The sequence below is a fragment of the [Bacillus] enclensis genome, assembly GCF_001456935.1.
Lineage (GTDB): Bacteria > Bacillota > Bacilli > Bacillales > Bacillaceae_B > Rossellomorea > Rossellomorea enclensis.
On record NZ_KQ758484.1, the window covers coordinates 235,904 to 252,382 of the forward strand.

17 protein-coding genes are annotated in these 16,479 nt (G+C 45.7%); 9 read left to right on the forward strand and 8 right to left on the reverse strand.

Features of this window, described 5'->3' with window-relative positions:
* Positions 1-115 precede the first annotated feature (115 nt).
* The 3 genes from AS034_RS13965 to motA all read right to left on the reverse strand — a co-directional run bounded on the left by AS034_RS13965 (position 116) and on the right by motA (position 3,321).
* Positions 116-1,516 carry an alanine/glycine:cation symporter family protein gene (locus AS034_RS13965; RefSeq protein ID WP_032085637.1) on the reverse strand — a complete coding sequence of 467 codons (1,401 nt, stop codon included), beginning with the start codon at positions 1,514-1,516 and terminating at the stop codon, positions 116-118.
* Positions 1,517-1,757: 241 nt separating this feature from the next.
* Positions 1,758-2,543 (reverse strand): flagellar motor protein MotB, encoded by a 786-nt coding sequence (gene motB / locus AS034_RS13970; protein ID WP_058298964.1) that lies wholly within the window; start codon positions 2,541-2,543, stop codon positions 1,758-1,760.
* Positions 2,530-3,321 (reverse strand): flagellar motor stator protein MotA, encoded by a 792-nt coding sequence (gene motA, locus AS034_RS13975; RefSeq protein WP_058298965.1) that lies wholly within the window; start codon positions 3,319-3,321, stop codon positions 2,530-2,532. Before motA ends, motB begins: the two co-directional genes overlap by 14 nt.
* A 226-nt stretch (positions 3,322-3,547) precedes the next feature.
* On the opposite strand from motA, the gene AS034_RS13980 reads away from it, so the two are divergent.
* The 5 genes from AS034_RS13980 (at position 3,548) to AS034_RS14000 (ending at position 8,548) form a co-directional block, all read left to right on the forward strand.
* Positions 3,548-5,029: a methyl-accepting chemotaxis protein gene (locus tag AS034_RS13980; RefSeq protein ID WP_058298966.1), complete on the forward strand. Its 1,482-nt coding sequence runs from the start codon at positions 3,548-3,550 to the stop codon at positions 5,027-5,029.
* A gap of 120 nt (positions 5,030-5,149) precedes the next feature.
* Positions 5,150-5,341, forward strand: coding sequence for a hypothetical protein (locus tag AS034_RS13985; RefSeq protein ID WP_032085633.1), 192 nt, complete (start codon positions 5,150-5,152; stop codon positions 5,339-5,341).
* 669 nt (positions 5,342-6,010) lie between these two features.
* The gene (locus tag AS034_RS13990) at positions 6,011-6,925 is read left to right on the forward strand and encodes an ABC transporter permease subunit (protein ID WP_032085632.1); all 915 of its coding nucleotides are present in this window, start codon (positions 6,011-6,013) and stop codon (positions 6,923-6,925) included.
* The gene (locus AS034_RS13995; RefSeq protein WP_058298967.1) at positions 6,925-7,965 is read left to right on the forward strand and encodes a hypothetical protein; all 1,041 of its coding nucleotides are present in this window, start codon (positions 6,925-6,927) and stop codon (positions 7,963-7,965) included. The genes AS034_RS13990 and AS034_RS13995 overlap by 1 nt, the downstream gene beginning before the upstream one ends.
* Positions 7,952-8,548, forward strand: a complete 597-nt coding sequence (locus AS034_RS14000) for a hypothetical protein (protein ID WP_058298968.1) — start codon at positions 7,952-7,954, stop codon at positions 8,546-8,548. Before AS034_RS13995 ends, AS034_RS14000 begins: the two co-directional genes overlap by 14 nt.
* 46 nt (positions 8,549-8,594) lie before the next feature.
* On the opposite strand, the gene AS034_RS14005 is transcribed toward AS034_RS14000, so the two are convergent.
* Positions 8,595-8,969 (reverse strand): DnaJ family domain-containing protein, encoded by a 375-nt coding sequence (locus tag AS034_RS14005; RefSeq protein WP_058298969.1) that lies wholly within the window; start codon positions 8,967-8,969, stop codon positions 8,595-8,597.
* A gap of 253 nt (positions 8,970-9,222) precedes the next feature.
* Here AS034_RS14005 and AS034_RS23000 point away from each other — a divergent pair, with 253 nt between their 5' ends.
* A complete protein-coding gene (locus AS034_RS23000; protein ID WP_169792814.1) occupies positions 9,223-9,390 on the forward strand; it encodes a hypothetical protein in 168 nt (55 codons plus the stop codon).
* 46 nt (positions 9,391-9,436) lie between these two features.
* On the opposite strand, the gene hmpA is transcribed toward AS034_RS23000, so the two are convergent.
* Entirely contained in the window at positions 9,437-10,669 is a 1,233-nt protein-coding gene (gene hmpA, locus AS034_RS14010; protein ID WP_058298970.1) for an NO-inducible flavohemoprotein, read from the reverse strand.
* 175 nt (positions 10,670-10,844) lie between these two features.
* On the opposite strand from hmpA, the gene AS034_RS14015 reads away from it, so the two are divergent.
* Positions 10,845-11,297 carry an RrF2 family transcriptional regulator gene (locus tag AS034_RS14015; protein WP_032085627.1) on the forward strand — a complete coding sequence of 151 codons (453 nt, stop codon included), beginning with the start codon at positions 10,845-10,847 and terminating at the stop codon, positions 11,295-11,297.
* A 290-nt stretch (positions 11,298-11,587) separates the two neighbouring features.
* Here the strand turns inward: AS034_RS14015 and AS034_RS14020 are convergent, their stop codons facing one another.
* Entirely contained in the window at positions 11,588-11,980 is a 393-nt protein-coding gene (locus AS034_RS14020) for a hypothetical protein (protein WP_244888161.1), read from the reverse strand.
* A 220-nt stretch (positions 11,981-12,200) separates the two neighbouring features.
* On the opposite strand from AS034_RS14020, the gene AS034_RS14025 reads away from it, so the two are divergent.
* Positions 12,201-13,433 carry an aminopeptidase gene (locus AS034_RS14025; RefSeq protein WP_058298972.1) on the forward strand — a complete coding sequence of 411 codons (1,233 nt, stop codon included), beginning with the start codon at positions 12,201-12,203 and terminating at the stop codon, positions 13,431-13,433.
* An 82-nt stretch (positions 13,434-13,515) separates the two neighbouring features.
* On the opposite strand, the gene AS034_RS14030 is transcribed toward AS034_RS14025, so the two are convergent.
* Positions 13,516-14,097 (reverse strand): DUF6944 family repetitive protein, encoded by a 582-nt coding sequence (locus AS034_RS14030; protein ID WP_058298973.1) that lies wholly within the window; start codon positions 14,095-14,097, stop codon positions 13,516-13,518.
* 162 nt (positions 14,098-14,259) lie between these two features.
* Here AS034_RS14030 and AS034_RS14035 point away from each other — a divergent pair, with 162 nt between their 5' ends.
* Positions 14,260-15,549: an MDR family MFS transporter gene (locus AS034_RS14035; RefSeq protein ID WP_032085623.1), complete on the forward strand. Its 1,290-nt coding sequence runs from the start codon at positions 14,260-14,262 to the stop codon at positions 15,547-15,549.
* Positions 15,550-15,598: 49 nt separating this feature from the next.
* Here AS034_RS14035 and AS034_RS14040 read toward each other — a convergent pair.
* A partial coding sequence (locus tag AS034_RS14040; protein WP_058298974.1) for a hypothetical protein occupies positions 15,599-16,479 on the reverse strand: 881 nt, incomplete at its 5' end.

The window sequence follows — 16,479 nt, forward strand, 5'->3', positions numbered from 1 at the left end:
TGCATACAAAAAACCCGAACTGACTTACCTTCTAAAAAGCAAGTCAGTTCGGGTTTTATTTAGTCTAAAACAAACGCTTTTGGTCAAGTCAGGTCATCACTTCGTTGTATCATGATTAACTGATCTTCTTGTCTTTCTTCGCTTTTCCGATGTCTTTCAAGTAGTATTCATCCGAGGTGAAGAATTCTTTCGTCAGCCTTCTCACTTCTTTACTTAAGAGAAGGACAGCGATGATATTCGGTATTAATATGGCAGCAAGCGCAAGGTCAAGGAACTGCCAGATTGTCTTGGCTGCACCCACTGAACCGAGGACGATGGCCGCTACATAAACAATCTTGATGGCCTGGGCCGTTTTCCATCCGAAGAGGAATTCTGCCTGTTTCGCACCGTAAAAGACGATGACGATGATCGTCGATAGAACAAAGAATATTAATGATACCGTGACGAGGATACCGCCGAATGATCCAAAGTATTGACTGAATGCTTCCGTCGTCAGGGCAGATGGGTCATCCAGGGCATCTTCCGCCGTCCATACACCTGACGAGAGTACGACGAAGGCTGTTGCCGTACAGACAATCAGCGTATCAATGACGATTCCGACAATCGCCCATAATCCCTGTCTTACCGGGTGGTCCGTCTTGGCTGCAGCATGGGCGATAGGTGCAGTACCAAGTCCTGCTTCATTCGAATACAACCCGCGGGCAAACCCCCACCTGATTGTTTCTGCAATCGCCGCACCGGCAAATCCGCCCATTGCGGACATCGGCTGGAACGCATGTCCCAGTACCAAGCTGAAGAACTCTGGGATCGCATCAAGATTCATGAACATGATGACAAGGGCTGCACCAACATAGAAAAGGGCCATGAACGGCACGAATACCTCTGTCACCCTTCCGATCCGTTTAATGCCTCCGAAAACAATGAGCACAACGATAAAGGCCATGATTAAACCGGTTATAAGGCCGTTCACATTAAATGATTCCTCGACCGTTGCGGCAACCGAGTTCCCCTGGACCATGACGCTCGGAATGAGCTCGATCATAAGTGCAAAGGCAAACCAGACGCCTAGCCACTTCATATTCAGCCCGTTTCTCATATAGTACATCGGACCGCCGACGAACTCGCCTTTTTCATTCTTCTCCCGATAGCGTACGGCCAGTACACTCTCGGAGAACTTAAGGGCCATTCCTATAAGCGCGATGAACCACATCCAGAAGACAGCACCGGGTCCCCCGAACATGATCGCGGCAGGGACCCCGACGATGTTCGCAGCTCCGATTGTGGAGGAAAGTGCAGAAGTCAAAGCCTGCAGCGGCGTGACTGTCCCTTCCCCTTTCGGCTTCTTCTTGCTGAATACGCTTCCGATTGTCTGCTTGAAAATGTAAAGGGGATGCCTGAACTGAATGAATCCGAGCAGGAACGTCAAATACAGACCCGTCCCTGCCAGTACGATGATCAGCGGCGGCCCCCAGAGCCAAGCCGATATTTTTCCTATGATGTCAAAAAAATTCTCCAACGGAACTCCTCCTTAAGTGGTAGAAACAATGTCTAAACGCCAGAACATTCCAAAAAATATGTATGTACGGATAGACTTATGTATAGAGGGCCTGCCCTCAACAGGTTCTGAAAATTTAGACACTGATTCTGCTGTTTCTATTTTTCTTTCCCCTGAATCGGCACCGTGAAACATCCCAAATTAAAAAAACTGAAACCGCTCCAACAAGCAGTTTCAGTCCTTATATATCCATCATTCACTCTCACTGGGTCACGCGCGGCAGGATCAATACTTCCACCCTGCGGTTCAAGGCCCTTCCCTCGTTGGTGGTATTGTCCCCTACCGGTTCAAACTCACCAAAGCCCTTCGCACTGAACCACTGAGGATCGAGCTCCTCGTTTTCAAGGATGATCTTCATGAAATTGACTGCGCGCATCACACTTAATTCCCAGTTCGAATCAAATTCCGCATTTCGGATCGGAACGTTATCTGTGTGACCTGAAATGATGATGTTCCGTGGGGGATTCATGACCAATAACTCAGAAAGTTCCTTCGCAACATCAAGATCCGTATTGTGCACGACAGCTGACCCGGAGTCAAACAGCACATTGTCCCGGATCGTCAGCAGCAGTCCTTCATCAGTAAGCTTTGTAATGAATTGTACTTCAAGATTGTTCGTTTTAATGTATTCTTTGATTTTTTCCTGTAGCTCTCTTAATTCTTCCTGGTCTTTCAAAAAAGCCTGACGTGCGATCTCTTTTTCATCAAGTTCCGCTTTTTCGTCAGATTTCACAGCGGCACTGGCTTTCACTTCAACTTCGCTCTTTTTTGGCGGTTCGACCGGACTGTGTTTATCCATGATCCCGGTCCCCCCCGTAAAGACTTCATTAAATGATTCAGAGAGTTCCTGGAATTTCTGGGCATCCACAGAGCTTGCCGCATAAAGGACGATGAAAAGTGCCAGTAGCAGGGTGAGCAAATCTGCATAAGGGATAAGCCAGGATTCGTCCATATGATCATCATCGTGTTTCTTCTTACGCCGTCTCATTTGCTTCTCCCTCCATCAGCAGCATCCGCTCGCTTGCCGGTAAATAAGAGGCAAGCTTCTGTTCGATGACCCTTGGGCTCTCTCCTTCTATAATGGAAAGAATGCCTTCTACCATCATCATTTTCAGCTGCACTTCCCGCTTTGATTTGCGTTTGAGCTTATTCGCAAAAGGATGCCACAGGACATAGCCGGTGAATATTCCGAGCAGCGTCGCGATGAATGCACCGGCAATCGCTTCACCCATCTTATCAGTATTTTCCATATTGCCGAGGGCTGCGATCAAACCGATTACGGCACCAAGCACCCCGAGCGTCGGGGCATAGGTTCCTGCCTGTGAGAAGATGGAAGCACCGGCGCTGTGCCGTTCTTCCATCGCATCGATTTCCTCATGTAGTACATCACGTATGTAATCTGCACTCTGTCCGTCTACGGCAAGGGAAAGTCCATTTTTCAGGAACTGATCCTCTACCTCCTGTGACTTTGACTCCAGCGCAAGCAGACCTTCCTTACGGGCGATATCAGCAATTTCCGAGAAATAACGAATGACTTCTTTTGGATCCTGGACAGATTGTTCTTTAAACAGCATGCCGAATAACTTCGGTACTTTTTTAATTTCGTGGGTCGGGAATGCAATGGTGACGGCAGCTGCCGTTCCAAGCAGGATAATCAAAATGGCTGCGGGATTGATGAGAGCTACCGGGCTCACGCCTTTGAAAAACATCCCCACACCAACCGCAATCAATCCTAAAATGACTCCAATAACTGACGTTTTATCCATCGATTTGTCCACCTTACTCTTTGTAGTAGTACTTTTACTATCGGACAAACCATCCATTTATTTAGTTTTTTTATCAATCCTCCTGCTTCTCTACAGGCGTGGATTGGGGTTCATCCTCCCATACAAGCGTAAAATTTTTTCCATAAATAGTATAAAAGTTGTATTTTTCAAACCGATATATATAGGAAGAGGGATTTTATTTTACATATTAAAGGGGAGAAACATCGTGACACCTGAGCAAATGAAAATTTCCGATACAAAACGGAAGAACGCTTTATTACTGATCACGTATTCAGTAAGCCTGCTTGCGGGTCTCATTTATGCCATTTTGAACGACTCAGGCATCATTGCCACTTCGGTATTCGCTTCACAGCTGATTCTTTTGATTGTCTATTTCATCATTCTTCAGCTGATTCTGAAAAAACCTGAGATGTATGTCTATTTCAGTATCCCGACCATTTACATCATTATGCTGATCTGGCTGCTTACCGAAGGGGCGAACGCCAAGAATATGGTCATATTGACGCTTATGGCCGTCCTGTCAGCCATCCACTTCCGTACCGTCATATTCGCCATCGGCTATATATCCGGTCTGATTATCCTGATTCTGAACAATGTATTCGCTGCCGGTGAAGATGCCCTGTTCAATGAGCTGTTCCTTCCTGCATTACTCACATATCTGCTCGTCGGGATCGTGCTCGGAGTCGTCATTCATCTGAATAAAAAACAATCCGGCCAAATCCAGGAGTTCCTTCAGAGACTTGAAAACGACAGCATGAAAAAAGATGAGCAGCGTTCTCTTTTAGCCAAAGAATTGACGACCATATCAACAAGCATCAACCAGATCAATGATCAAATCCAAGTCCACCTTGTTTCGCAAAATGAAATGAGGACAGCAGTAACGGAAATCTCTGCAGGCAGCCAGACACAGAGTGACCAAATCAATAACATCGCCTCGGTCGCTGCCATGACGATGACAAAAATGGAAGAAGTCACGCACCTCTCAAATGGCCTGGCCGCACAGTCCGACCAAGCGAACCACCTTGCTTTCTCAGGCAATGAACGGGTTACATATCTTCATGAAAACATGACTGAACTGAAAAATATCATTGAAGGTCTGAGCAGTACGTTTAAAGAATTGACGAAGAAAATCGAAGAAACAAATACGTTTATCGGAAGCATACAGGACATCACCGATCAAACGAATTTGCTTGCATTGAATGCGTCGATTGAAGCTGCACGTGCCGGCGAAGCCGGGAGGGGCTTCTCGATCGTGGCTGATGAAATCCGCAAGCTCGCCGAAATCACAAGGAATACTGCAACCCGGATCAACGACAACTTATCGTCCGTGAACGAAGTCAACTCGACTGCCCTTGAGATCATGTCACTGAGTTCAACGAAGCTTCATGAAAACATGTCTGCCACCGGTGAAGTGACGGAATACTTCTCTTCGCTCCGTGAAAAATTGGACGGCATCTCAAACGAATTTCAGCGGCTGGCATCCACAGCCACTGAGGTTAAAGGCCAGACCGTGGACGTGGAGTTTTCCACCAAAGAACTTGCTGCCGTGATTGAACAATCAAGTGCAGGTCTCGAGGAAATCAGTGCGACGATCGAAACCCTGAACCAGGACAATGAAACCATCGCCCGCTACATCCAGGACACCGCTGAGAGCACTGAGCGGATCGAACACAGTATTAAGGATTAATCGATCGGGACAGGCCAAAATGGCCTGTCTTTTTTGTGGGGAAAGTTCATCGGTTTGTAGATTTATCCCTGCGCCAATTATGATAAACTTAAGTCAGCAGAAATAAAGGATGTGGCATTTTTGAAAAAAAGACTCATCTTCACGATCCCGATCATGCTCGTCGTGTTCCTCGTTGCCAACTCTTATCTGGGCAAAGCATATACAGAGGTCCCTGCAGGCACCAGGACCCTGATCGTACTCGGCGGTACATTATTATCGGGGATCATCTCCTACTTCCTTTTCAAGCCTGAAGGGGAACAGGGAGAGAAGTAAAATAATATGGTAAGAAAACATAACGAGACTGGAACAAAAGTGTTTTGTCTGAGTAAAACCCGAATTAATTTGCACACAATGAGGCAAATTAGTTCGGGTTTTTAATTTGTTAAAAATACACTTAGATTTTAGTCTTTTCTAGCGGTTGATTGGAGTGCAAGACGAAGACTCCTGCGGGAAGAGTAGCTTATGTGAGACTTGTCTAGCTACGGGGCTTAGAGGCACATGTCATAAGTCAATTCGACCAAGAAGGCAAAGAACGCCTTCGTGGTCGATTCGCCTTATGCCAACCGCCTCTTTTCAAAGCCCCTCCGCTTTTCTTCCCGCAGGCTTGCCGAGGAGGCTCATGGGCTACCCGCGGAAAGCGTAGTCTTGCACGGAAATCATTAGCGATATAAAGAGCCTATACTGATATTGTTCGTCTTTATATGGCAATTTTTCAGTTGTGTCCGAACCTCGTTTTTTTATGGATTCGGCAGCTTATATCAGTCATCTTTGAAAAAATGTTTCTAAAAATATGTAAAATCAGCCTAACCAGACAGTGGAAATATTTCTTATTCAAAAAATAGAAAACTCACTCAAATTTGTAATAATTTTATAAATATTTTGTAATTTTTGACATATAGAATTATAATCTATACATAGACAGAACGATTCAAGGGGGTCCAAATGAAACAAATTCGATACTTCACGCTGCCTGCACAATTTTTACTGACATGTGCCGGTTTATTTCTTTTCAGCGGTGCCGGGGTCCTGCTCTCATACGACATTGAACTGGTAGTCATGATGGGGAAATACTTTCATACCTTATCCGAAACCATCAGTCAATTATTGCATCCTTCTTCACTCATCGTTGAAATCAGCTCCGATTTGAAAGCGAGTGCAGAGCCGGACTATAAGACATACCCTATATATCCCATATTTTTTCAATTGTTCGGATACTCTTTTCTACTTTTATTTCTTGCATTCCTGGCAGCCGCCGCCATTTCTGCACTTCTCAGTTATTGTTTCATGTTCCTGCCAAAAAAAGTGTATAAAGTATGTTTGAAGATCATGGACATTTTTGATTCGCTTCCGGATGTTTTGATCATCGTCTTCATTCAGTTCTTTGTGATCTGGTTTTTCAAAAAGACAGATATTCTTTTGATTGACATCTATACATTGGGCGATGAAAAAGTCTACCTGGTTCCGATTATTTGCCTGGCAATCATGCCGATTGCTTTTCTCACGAAACATTTTCTCTTTCAACTCAGGGAAGAAGAGGAAAAGCCTTATGTGGAATATTCTTTCTCCAAGGGATTTTCCAGGGCGTATACGATATGGGTGCATTTGTTCAGGAATGTGTGGATCCATTTTTATTTTCATATCAAACCGATTTTTCTTTTGATGCTGTCCAATCTATTGATTATCGAAATCCTTTTCAACATCAATGGTTTTATGAATGTCCTGCTTGACGTATCCCAGAGGAACCCGAGTGCTTTCTTTCTGGGCATGCTGATGATTTACATCCCATTTTTCGTGGTGTTCAGCCTGGGCGGGCTCTTGTTGAAAAAATGGCTGCCGCATGAGGAGGTGCAGGCCTGATGAGCATCCGCTTATTACGATTATGGATACCGATCGGGCTCCTGTTGTTACTGATCGCCGTGAGCTTCGTCCTGCCCAGCACCCATCCACATCTTTTTGAACAGGGACCTTCTTATCTAAAGGATGAAGAGACTGGCAAATTACTCGCTTCTCCTCCCTATACCCCTTCTGAAATGGGGCCGATGGGGAGTGATAAGTTAGGGCGAAACGTCTTTTTTGTACTGATTGAAGGAGCTAAATACACTCTCCTCGCCGCAACTGCGATTGCCTTGATCCGAATGGCCGGAGGCTTTTTGTTCGGATTGACTTACGCATTTCTTCCTGGCTGGGTGAGGCAGGTTTGCAAAGGCCTCGGGGATACGTTCAATTTCATCCCGCTTGCCATTATCGCCTTTGTATTATTGGCTCCCCTTCAGAGAGCATTTGAGACAGGTTCTCTATATTCCATGAAGTTTCTTGTTATTCAAGTCATCGTGATTTCTCTCATTGTCATCCCTTCACTCGGTATGTACATCGGGGAGGAAATGAGAGAATTTCTTAAAAATGATTTTATTTCAGTTTCAAGGCAGATCGGAGCAGGCAGGTTTTTTATTATCAAGAGACACCTGCGCTCCCAATTCAGCCGCCATGCAATCGTGATGTTTTCCGAACAACTGGCACAGACTCTCTATTTACTCATTCAACTTGGCATCCTGCATATCTGTCTGGGCGGCCTGAGAATGGTGGAATTCGGACTGCTTGAACATAGGCCGGAATATTTCTCCTTCATCAATGACTGGGCTGCCACCATGAGCATCAATATCTATCAGGTCCATCTCTATCCCTGGCTGCTTCTGGCTCCCCTTGCCTTCTTTGCGGCAGCGATTTTTTGTGTGAATGAAATCAACTCGGTTATAAAGGAAGTATTTATTGAAGGAAAGTCTTTGAGGAAACCGAAAAAGATTGTGGTTAAACCTGAGATTCCCCCTTCGTCTGCCGATAATTTGTTTGTCCTTGCCGGCCGTGAAAACAGGAGGGAAAATCATCATGAATCCATTTAAGCTGGCCTTCATCCTTTTAATCATGAGCACCCTCCTCCTGGCGGGCTGCAGAATCGAATGGGATGCCGCACCGGCAGTAAAAACCAAGCAGAATACAGGTAAACTTGTGAAACTTGACGGGAAAGTGAACCTGAAATCAAATGAGCTCATCATCGACGGAACAAGCAATCTCCCTAAAAATTCCGTGATTTATGCAAACATCAAGGAATACGGCGACCTTTCCAGCAAATATGGCACCATCATTCGTTGGCAGGCGGAGGCAAGTGCGGAAATCACTGCTGAAGGCACCGGGAAAGTGGATAAGGACGGAAACTATTCAATCACTCTTCCCAGGAAGGATCCTTCCAAACGTTATTTATTGGAAGTCCTATTCAACCCGGCACTGCAGCCTTTGAAAATACAGGAAATCTACGGTATTAACGGAGAGAACATGAAGCTCATAACCGGTATGACCAAAGTGGATAATGTTACGGTGGTATCCCGTGTTGTTCCAATCGTGAGCATAACCGATCCGAACGGAAACGATATCGCATGGGGATTGTGTGAGACAATGTTCCAGACAAAACCCAAACCAATCAAATAGTCCATCAGAAAAAACCCCCGTTCACACATGAACGGGGGTCTGCTTGTTAAAGAAGTTTCTTTTCGATTTTCTGCTCATAATTCTTGAAAATGGAGCTGTTCGTCTTCACTCTTTTTTTCGAGAGCATCGAGTTGTATCTTACCATCTTTTCGTTGAGGCTCTTCTGCAGTTCTTCTTTTTTCGTCTCATCTTCACAGACCCGGATCAAATCCTCGATCCTCATCATTTCTTTCTTCATGTCCATTTCCTCTGTCGAATAACCGGCATTCTTCATGATCCTGTGCGCCATCCTGAGAGCGGGCGGTATCGATAAATCATCGTCCAGATTCTGTGGTTTCCCGTATCCCGGAAGATTTTCAAACTCCCCGTCCTCCTGGGCCTTCTTGATCCTTTGTTCTGAAACAATCGTTGAAAAATCCATATGAATCCCTCGCTTCCTGTAAAGATTTCAGCGGGACTGGCTCATTATCCAAAAGAAGTGCGGCTGGCCGCTTGTTACTATTAGTGTATACGAAATTCTGCATTTGACCGGGATGATTTTTGACGAAATAGCAACAACCTCCGACTGAGCGTTCAGTCTGGATGCAATCGCCTGTTTTCCTGCTTCCGCCTCCTACATAATTTCATATCTCATGGAAAAACTATCTTAAGACATCTGAAAGGAGTGTTTCTTTATGGCACGCGGAAAATCATTCGAAGCAAAGAAAAAAGGACATCCAGGCAATTTCCCTAATAATAGCACAACAGAAAGGCACACAGAAAAACCACCTGGTGACGAAGAATTGATTGTCACCCAGGAGGCTTTCAAGAACAGGGTCGATAACGACGAACACCGTTTGTAATATGAAACAGGCATCAGGAAATTGCTCCTGATGCCTTCTTTTTCACCTATTGTGCTTTTACTTTTTCCTTCTCATCAACCGTTGACAGATCCATCGCAGGACCAAAGAACTCGAAGTTGATTTTGTCTTCAGGAAGACCGATTTCTTTCAGTGTCATGATCACGGCTTTCATGAATGGTGCCGGTCCGCACACATAGCATTCCGTCTCGCTGTCAACATAGGTGGAGAGGATTTCTTTATTCACATAGCCGGAGAAATGGCAGAGAGAAACGTTGGACGGATTCTCAAGAATATAGCAGGCTTCTCCGTTTTCAAGTTTATCCATGAGCCCATCGATATCTTTTCTGAATGCCTGCACGCCTTCATTTTTGCTTGCATGGATGAATGCTGCAGGACGTTGAGGTGTTTCTTCGGCAATGGTTTCAAGCATGCTCACCATAGGTGTAATACCCACACCACCTGAGATGAGTGCAACCTTGCCTCCTTTATTTTCTTGATTCAAGAAGAAGTCTCCTGCAGGGGCGCTCACTTCCACAACGCTCCCTTCCTGAACTTTCTCATGAAGAAATACAGAAACAATTCCGTTTGGATCCACTTCCTCTTCTTTTTTCACAGAGATACGGAAATACTCTTCTTTATATGCACCAGATAGGCTGTATTGACGGATATGGGTATTCTTTTGGCCTGGAATCGTCACACGCACTGAAATGTACTGACCTGGATTGAACGCAGGTACTTTCTCCCCGTCCTGCGGCTTCAGGTAGAAAGAAGTGATTACATCGCTTTCTTTCACTTTCTTGGCAACGACGAATGGTTTGAAGTCACGGAAGCCCGCTTCCTTGCTTTCTGCTTCCACGTACATCTGCTCTTCCACATCGATGAAGACTCCTGCAATCACACCGTAAGCGTCAGCCCATGCGCCGATGATTTCATCAGTGGCTGCATCGCCAAGTACTTCTTTGATGGCACCGAGCAAGTGCTCCCCAACAATCGGATAGTGTTCAGGCTTGATGCCAAGGCTTCTGTGCTTATGAGCGATCTGTTTCACTGCAGGCAGCAATGCTTCCAGCTGATCGATATGCTTGGCAGCTGCATACACCGTATTGGCGAGGGCAGTCTGCTGTCTTCCTTTCTTTTGGTTGGCATGGTTGAAAATGTCCAGCAATTCCGGGTGGCTGGCAAACATATTTTTATAGAATACAGAAGTAATTTCTGTCCCTTTCACTTCTAGAACTGGAGCTGTCGATTTCACGATATCAATTGTTTTTTGAGATAACATTTCATTCACCTCTAAAGAAATATTTTTAATACATCTTTAACTTACACCCATAACAGCTTCAAAGCAATATTATAAATACTTCTTTAACAGATTAGACACAATTGCATACATTATTTAGACACAATCGTTTCCGGTTAGTATAATAGGTACATGGGAAGGAAAAGGGTGAATTCAAATGAAATTGACACTATACACTGACTATTCACTGAGAGTCCTGATCTATCTGGCGTCCAAGCCTAAATCCGAACTCTCTACTATAAAAGAAATCGCAGACTCTTATCAGATATCGAAGAATCACCTGATGAAAGTTACTTATGAACTGGGCAAAATGGGGGTCATCGAGACCATCCGCGGCCGTTACGGCGGCATCAAGCTCGCCAAGGAGCCCGCTGACATCAACATTGGGAAGCTCGTACGGAAAACAGAGGAAGACTTTGAACTGGTCGAATGCTTCGGTAAAAACAACAGCTGCGTCATCACTCCCGTATGCGGCCTCAAGCATGTCCTCGCCAAAGCCCTGAACGCCTACCTGACCGTGCTTGACGGATATACACTTGCCGACCTCGTAACCAATCCGATGGATTACCGACTGCTTTTTCAACAGCAGCACCCTGAAACCGAACAGTAATGGTGGAAGCCTCTCATAGTTGTGAGAGGCTTCTTATTTTAGGTTCTTCCGGCGCTCTTTATGGCCGGGGTGCCATGTCGGGGTGCCAGGCACAATTTGGTCTTTTTGTGCCTGGAACAAAACACCTCTTCTGTACCAGCACAAACCGCCGTTTCTTTACCAGGCACAATTCGACACTTTTCTACCTGGTACAAACCAACAACTCTGTACCTGGTACAACAACCCGCCACACACACCAACTAGAATCCCATCAAAAAAACCTGTCCCCAAACTGGAAACAGGCACTCCGCTTACTTTTTGCTTTCCGCATATTTGAATGTCATCAGCATGAACAGGAAAAAGCTCACAAGCAGTGTGGTTCCGCCGACAATATAAAAGACCATCGTAAACGTACCAGGAAGATTGAACGGATTAAGATTATAGAGCCACATTCCGGACGTCAATCCGAACGTGCCGATGATTGCGGTCCATACGTGAAAGGCTGCAAGCTTTGATGTCTTAGGCACCTCGTAAGAACGATAATACGAAGAAAAGGCAAAAAGACTCAGCCATCCGACAACCAGGATATGAGCATGGATAGGTTTAAAGGCATAGGATCCCGCCCCTGCCATATGCGACCCCATGAAGGCGCCGATTAATGCATACACCGCGGACATTCTTAATAAAAGTACATTAAAGGCCAACCAGGTTTCCCCCTTCATTACACTAAAGATATAAGATTATTATATCCGCGGGTCTTCAGGCATGTCGACAAAATGCGCGCATTGTTAAAGAACGTTCATATTCCCTTTTCTCCGATAAAGGGGGCCCGTCTATTTATGTCGGTTGAAAACACTTGCAAACCTTGATGGCACTGATACAATTGAATTGTAATAGAACATTCTGAAAAAAAGGAGAATACATATGTCTAACTTTCAGCAAAACCTTGAAAAGTACGCAGATCTTGCCGTTCAAGTCGGTGTGAACGTGCAAAAGGGTCAAACGTTGGTGATCAACACCTCCATCGATGCGGCAGAGTTTGTCCGCCTTGTAGTCAAAAAAGCCTATGAAGTGGGCGCAAAGCATGTTTATGTGAATTGGAATGACGATGTTGTGAATCGTACTAAGTATGATCTAGCACCAGATGAGGCATTCCAGGAGTTCCCTCAGTGGAAAGCACGTGAAGTCGAAGAGCTCGCGGAAGGCGGCGCTGCGTTCATGAGCATCGTCTCCTCAAGCCCGGACCTTCTGAAGGGTGTTGACCCTGACCGCATCTCCAACTTCCAGAAGGTTGCCGGTAAAGCGATGTCCAAATACCGTCAGTTCATCCAATCCGATAAAGTAAGCTGGTGTGTACTTGCCGCTCCTTCTAAAGACTGGGCTGCAAAAGTATTCCCGGATGCTTCCGAAGAGGAGCAAGTGGACTTATTATGGGATGCCATCTTCAAAGCCGTCCGCGCTGATCAGGCAGATCCAGTTCAGGCTTGGAAGGACCATGATGCAACACTTCATGAAAAAGTGGCATACCTGAACGATAAGAACTACCAAAAGCTTCACTACACTGCTCCGGGTACAGACCTGACAATCGAGCTTCCGAAAGGTCACCTTTGGGTAGGTGCAGGAAGTGTGAATGAGCAGGGTGTCGAGTTCATGGCGAATATGCCGACAGAAGAAGTCTTCACTGTCCCATTGAAAACAGGAGTCAACGGCACGGTTTCAAGCACGAAGCCATTAAGCTACGGCGGGAACGTGATCGACAATTTCACCATCACATTCGAAAACGGCCGTATCGTCGACGTAAAAGCCGAAGAAGGCGAAGAAATCCTGAAGCGCCTTGTAGACACGGATGAAGGCTCGCACTACCTTGGAGAAATCGCGCTGGTTCCTCATAAATCACCGATTTCCCAATCAAACGTCCTTTTCTACAACACGTTGTTTGACGAGAACGCTTCAAACCACCTTGCCATCGGAAATGCCTATGCATTCTGTATCGAAGGCGGAAAGAAAATGAGTCAGGAAGAACTTGATGAAAACGGATTGAACAACAGTATCACCCACGTTGATTTCATGATCGGTTCAGACAAGATGAACATCAATGGAATCAAAGAAGACGGTACGGAAGAACCTGTCTTTCGTGACGGCGGCTGGGCGTTCTAATTTCATCCGTGATTGAAAAACCGGGAATGGGCTGCGGCTCCATTTCCCGGTTTTTTAATATATAAAAGAAGAATCCAGCAACTCATAGACCTCCGAACTCTTTTGTCAGGGCAATCGCTGCCATTGTGGCACCCGCAACCTGTCCATAGCTGCCGAATGCCGTTATTTGAAGACCCAACTCTCTTTTCCCCTTCAGGATAAAATTTTCCCCAACTCCTTCAATGATGGCTCCAAGAGCTTGAACAGTATTCCCTGCAGCCAGCAGGTCTTTGTATCTCAGCTGACTTAAGCCTGCACCGTACGCCTCGAAGCCAAGGCCCGTCGCCTGGATTGAGTCCCCGACCACATCAAGTTTCAACCCTTCTGTTTCTTCACCGGAGAATTGAAGTTCAGCTGCCACTACGTTTGTGGCATTACCCGAAGCCTGCACCCATTCTCCTATGATCCTGAGCCATTCCGCCTCAGAACCGTCAAACAACTGAAGGGATCCCACTCCCTGAAGGGAATTCCCCGATGCCTCAAAGCCATTGCCAATCGAGACGAACCTGTAACCCGGGGAGCCTGCTCCCGAATCCTTTACAAGAAGGGTCTCCCCGACAGCAGCAATCACTGTGCCAGCCACTTGTGTCCATGCTCCGCTAAGGATAATCTCTTCACCCGTCATGACTGCTCCCCCTCCCGCACTATAAAGATACAATAGTGTATTCAGTATTATGAAGATACGTCTTGAAATTTGTAAATTCCAGTAAATCTATCTTGTCTTATTTCATTTCCCGAGCTATGATATTCTAGTTCATCAAGAGTTTTCAAAGGGGAGGAGAAATAGATGAGAATTCGCGATTGGGACCGCAACCTGAAAGTGCGGCTGTTTGGGGAAGCAGCGATCAACATCACATTCTGGATGTTTTTTCCGTTCCTGACGATTTATTTTACGGAAGCATTCGGTAAACAGACTGCAGGATTATTGTTGGTCCTTTCTCAAGTGTTTGCGGTGGCAGCCAACCTGATGGGAGGTTATTGCGCGGACCGTTTCGGACGGAAGACGATGATGGTGATCTCCGCCTTCGGACAGGGATTTGCCTTTCTGATATTTGGCCTGGCAAGCTCGCCTTGGCTTGATTCCGCAATGATTGGATTCATTTGTTTCAGCTTAGTGGGGGTATTCGGTTCATTTTACTGGCCTGCAAGTCAGGCGATGGTTGCCGATGTGGTCGATGAGAAAGACAGGAGCCACGTGTTTGCAGTGTTTTATACGTCCATCAATATAGCTGTGGTCGTCGGACCGATCTTAGGCGGTATTTTCTATGTGCACTATAGATTCGAGCTCCTTGTGGCTGCAGCCATCATTTGTATGGGACTGTCTTTTCTTTTATATAAAATGACCCGTGAAACCGCACCCGGGGATCGAAGCAAGCTGCTTGTGACTGAGGGCAAAAAGAAAGCCTGGTACAGCGTGATGACCGATCAATTCAGGGATTACGGGGTTATTTTCAAAGATAAAACGTTCTTATTATTCATTCTTGCAGGGATCCTTGTCGGGCAGACATTCATGCAGCTCGACCTGCTTATACCTGTTTATATCAAAGATGTAATGGATAAGGCTGTGCTATTCAGCATCGGCGACTGGTCCCTGACGCTGGTGAGCGAGCAGATCTTCGGACTTATCCTTTCGGAAAATGGATTCTTCGTAGCGCTATTGACTGTTGTCATCACGCGCTGGATCACCAAGTTCCGCGAGCGGAATGTGTTCATCCTGTCATCCGTTATTTATGCAGGATCGATCCTTATGTTCGGGCTGTCGAGCTCCGTATGGTTCTTCATCGCCGCGATGGCCGTATTCACGTTCGCAGAACTTATGACCGCAGGCATCCAGCAGAGCTTTGTCTCGAAGCTTGCACCGGATCACATGAGAGGACAGTATTTTGCGGCGGCAAGCCTGCGTTTTACGATCGCAAGGACGATTGCACCGCTGTCGATCACCCTCTCGCTCTATGCCGGGTATAACTGGACATTCATCATCTTATCGCTGTTAGCATTGATCAGCGCAGGCTTGTTCTACATCATGTTTGAACGTTTCGAAAAGGAAGAAATCCAATTAAAGAAGGCTGTCCAATAACATGAAAAAGGAATGATCCACGAATGGATCATTCCTTTTCTTTACTCTTTTACAGTCCCAAGTCAAAACCATCTTCAGAAGACTGCATCGCATTTAGTCCAAGATCCGTTGAAAGACCAAGGTTGAATTCACGATCGGAATCATCTTCGTTTTCCCACTCTGTGTAGCTTGCATCAGCATTCACACCAAGGTTGGAAAGAAGGGATGATTCACGATCTTCATCAGAAGAAAGGAAATTTAAAGCAGTGTCAGTACCAGCTGAAAGGCCTGCATTTCTGTACTCTTCTTCACCATCTTCCATTGATTCAGCCCATAGTGCCGCATCAACGTTGTTCATCATCATAGCAGCAGATTCTCCATCTTCATCTTCAGTCATGGCATCAAACATAAGATCGTTGCCTGCTTCTGCAGCAAATGCAGAAGAATCTTCACTGTTTTCTGCCACTGTCATAAGGGAAGTGTCGTTCATAGCTTCTACTTTAGAAGATTCACCGTCTTCACGATCCATCGCTCCAAGTGTGAAACCATTCATGGATTCAGTACCGATCGCTGCACTGGAAGAATCATTTTCTTCATTGCTTTCGAACAGTACCCATCCAGTGTTGTCAGTCTTTGCATCAGCCATCACTTCACTGTCTTCATTGGCAGCTGAAGCATTCAGGCCTGAAGCAAGGTTACCGGCAGTTTTTGATGAAACAGAGTCGTCTTCTTCATTGACCTTTGTTTCATTCATGACTCCAGCATCCGTCATTGCTCCAATTTCCGCTGATTCGTCTTCTCCTTCAACCGCTGCGTTCACGTCCTGAGATGCTCCTGCTTCTGTTGAAGTCATAGTAGTGTCATTTTCTTCGTCCACTACTGTTTCATTTTTCACGCCAGCTTCCGTTTCTGCATTCACTTCCGCTGATTTGTCTTCTCCTTCAACTGCTG